This window comes from Paracraurococcus lichenis (assembly GCF_030657435.1).
Lineage (GTDB): Bacteria > Pseudomonadota > Alphaproteobacteria > Acetobacterales > Acetobacteraceae > Paracraurococcus > Paracraurococcus lichenis.
The window spans coordinates 1-3,339 of record NZ_JAUTWS010000221.1; the positions used below are offsets into that span (position 1 = coordinate 1).

The window sequence follows — 3,339 nt, forward strand, 5'->3', positions numbered from 1 at the left end:
GCCTGACACGGACGTGGAGCAGGTTCGCAGGGTCTATTTTGAAGAGGATATTCTGCCTTGCGCCCCTGTCCAGACGCAGCCCCTGAAGCTCGGGGCTACCGTAGCGAATATTGCAGAACCGGACGCCCCGGTGGTCGAGTGTGCCTGTACGCACGACGCCGAACAGCGAAGCGACATCGTCCGCCGAGTCGAGCAGGCCCGGCTCGCCGTTAACAAGTAGCTCGCGCCAGCACTCGTTTGGGCTTCGGTTCCCTAAGCCCTCCTGTCGCCTGACTTGGTAGATATCGCAGATCCAGGCATGGAAGAGGAACAGGAACTGCCGCAAGCCGATGCAAGCGCTCACCCTAGGGTCATAGTCTTTGCTGTCGATGGCCCGCCCGAGCGTGAAGCCGGGCATCTCTTGCAGCAGCAGTTGATTAAGCACGCGGAAAAAGCCCTCGACCACTGGCTTGAACCACGGCGTACGGGGCGGCAGCCACATCCGGTCGCAGTCAAGCGTGCGCGCGACCTGCTTCAACGTCTTGCCCCAAGCTGGCTTGCTGTTGTCGATGCCGATGCAGCGAAACATCCCACCCGGTAAATACTCATTCCGGATGCGACCACCATACTCGCGCGCGACGTAGCTCTTCAGCGACACCGCGTGCCGCAGCGTGCTCATCATCGTCATGTCACTGAACGGCTCAAAGCTGATGTTGAAGCCGCCGCAGGAGTGCGTCGCTACACACAGCGCAGAACACAAGTTGCCCATGCCGAGCGGAACGCCATGGACTTCGTCCACAAACATAAATGGCATGTGAGTCTCGTCATACTCGACGAGCTCGAATGGGGCCTCGGGATGCTCGTGCCCACGGATGAAGCGAAACTCTCGGCGCGCGCGCGACAGACCCATTGTAGCGCAGGCACGGTCGAAGGCAGGGAACGTCTTCCAATGTCGATGCAGCGTCGGCGCCGACGGCGGCACCAGTTCCTCCCGCAGCTCCGGCGATTGGAGCCGCTTGGGCGCCAGCGCCTGGTTGATGCTCGAGCGCAGGCTCGCCATAGTGACTGTCGCCACCTTGCCGACCTGGCGCTTGTCCTTCGCCTGCTCGATGGCGTCGCGCATCGCGGCCAACATCGCCTCTTTGACGGCAGGCAAGAGCTGATTTCTATTGCCGCGGGCGGCGAAGTCGCCCTCCAAGCCACGTTTGTCCTCCGGGTCGTAGCGCTGCAACCAACGGTAGTAGGTCGACTGGTCGACGAGGTGCACGGGCTCATCTGGTTCCTCATCCCCGGGCTTTCCTTTAGGAGGCTGGGACGCTTTATCGGCGTCCTCGGGTTTCCTCCTATTCCGGAGCCCGATGCCCTTCAAATCGGCGGCCATCTCACGGCTGACCTCTGCCAGGGCCCGCGACAAAAGGGTATCGGGCTTGCCATCGACGTCCGGCCCCAGCCGAGCGTGTGCTCCGCGGAGGCCCAGTCGTGCCTGGACGCGTTTCACGAACTCCGCCCGCACCTCTCGGCGCCTGCGGTCGGCAGGAGGTAGGTCGTCAGGAACGTAGGCGTGCCGCCGCCGCATGACTTCGCCGTCCGCGGCATGCCCGTCGGCGGTCGTGTAGAGCCGCTTCAATTGGCCCTCGTCGAACATCCTCCGAAGAACCGCGACAGTGAACAGCACCGTCTCGCTGCGGTTGAGGCGGCGCAGGAACCAAGCAGGCGGCTCGTTCGGTTCTCCACGGTCAATAAACTCAACGAGCCGGTATGGCTCGCCGTTAATGCTCACCTCGGTTCCAGCACAGAAGCGCATTAGGGCCATTGGCGCCGCCTCCGCTGTTGCAAAGACTGGAACCCGATGCGTTCCGCATCCCTGCGGAAGCTCACCGGACCAGAGGTCAGGTCGTGGTAGGATACTGGCGCTTTTTAGCGGCGATCACTGCCTTCGCTCTGACGCCGCTGTTGATTGGTGTGCGGCTAGGCTGGGTGGGTTTCGAATCCCCGGCCAGTCTGGCGCGGACGACTTGGTCAGGTGATTTGCCTTCCAGCGCGCCCTGAGGCCGGGCATTGTAGGCTTGGTTGTAGTCGCTAAACATCCGTTCAAGATCGAGGTGCGAGTCGATCGGAATGCCCAACACATGCTGCTCGAACGGCCTCATGAACTTCTCCGCCGCATCGTAGGTCTGCGGCATACAGGCCGTGGTCATGCGGTGCTGCACGCCGAGGGCGGCGCAGGCCTCGCGGAAGGCGCCGGTGATGAAGCAACGGTCGTAATGCGTCAGCAAATCAGTTATTCGGAACGCTAAAACCGCTGACGCCTCCTTCAGGAAGGCGACGGCCCTACGTGCTGTCATGTCTTTCCTGATGGCGGAATGGGCCGAGCGTAACCAGCGTTCAATGGCAACATAGAGGTAGCGCTTGCAGAACTTGCCATCGCCAACATGCTGCGTGGGCAGGAGGCAAACGTCGATGTGGACGAAGCCGAAATCGCAGTTGTGGGGCATGACCTTGCCTTCTTTCGATTATTTATTAAGACGGACGAGTGGTGCGGTTCGTCGACGCGGAGAATGCGCAAATTTCCTTGCCAAGCGGCGGCAGGCGGCCACGACAAGGAGCGTGGTGCCGTCGACGCCGGGTCTGTCGTCGTCTCTCCGGCTTGACTGCCAGTATCTGAAACTGGCTACCGTATATTGCCTCGATCCGAAGGCGTGAGGCCTGAGCATGTTGGGCGACGAAGCGACACGCACGGTCTGGCCCAGCCGCCTGCCCAACGTTGCAGATGTTGTTGTGCCCTGGTGCAAGAGGGGGCACTTGGGCGCCGGTCACTTCCGCGCCTGCCATGGATCGACCCGGCAACGCCTGCTCCAGCGCACCTCCGTATTTGGCCCAAGCCGCGCGGCGACTAAGTCGGCGGAAAGCAGGCCATACCTCAGCAAGAAGCACGCCTCATCAAAGGTGATACCGAAGCGTGAGCCGAGATCGGTGATAGTTAGCGCACCAGCGGCCCGCACGGCCGTCAATGCATTGAGCGCCGCAGTACGCGATGGACGGCAATGCCGACGCGCGAAGACGGTCTTGACGTTTTGGAACAGCGGGCCGCGCCGGATGTGACGTTCGGTGAGCACCGAGTAGCCGAGGCCCAGGCTCGAAAGTGCCCTACCGATGGCGAGCCACTTGGACTCAGCTTGTCTCGCATCATCCTCGAATTTTACCTCGCAGCAGAAGAGTTTGCCCCCTCTAAGGAGCAGGATGTCCGGCTTTGCGAAGCGCAACTTGCCATCCATTTCGTAACGCAGCAGCAGAGGCTGCTCAATGTAGTCGTCCACTGACCCGTCGAGTTCCAGCACCCGCAATGCATCGAACTCTAAC

General features: G+C 61.6%; 3 protein-coding genes. All 3 read right to left on the reverse strand.

Annotated elements, in window-relative coordinates; genetic code table 11:
- The coding region (locus Q7A36_RS38990; protein ID WP_305109177.1) for a hypothetical protein at window positions 1–1,759 on the reverse strand (1,759 nt) is incomplete at its 3' end.
- Between the two features lie 109 nt (window positions 1,760–1,868).
- Window positions 1,869–2,474 (reverse strand): hypothetical protein, encoded by a 606-nt coding sequence (locus tag Q7A36_RS38995; protein ID WP_305109178.1) that lies wholly within the window; start codon window positions 2,472–2,474, stop codon window positions 1,869–1,871.
- 318 nt (window positions 2,475–2,792) lie between these two features.
- On the reverse strand, window positions 2,793–3,339 hold a 547-nt coding region (locus Q7A36_RS39000; RefSeq protein WP_305109179.1), incomplete at its 5' end, for a hypothetical protein.

Bases quoted from the DNA above. Each gene is read 5' to 3' on its own strand.
- Q7A36_RS38995 (WP_305109178.1), bottom strand. From the start codon at position 2,474: ATGCCCCACAACTGCGATTTCGGCTTCGTCCACATCGACGTTTGCCTC.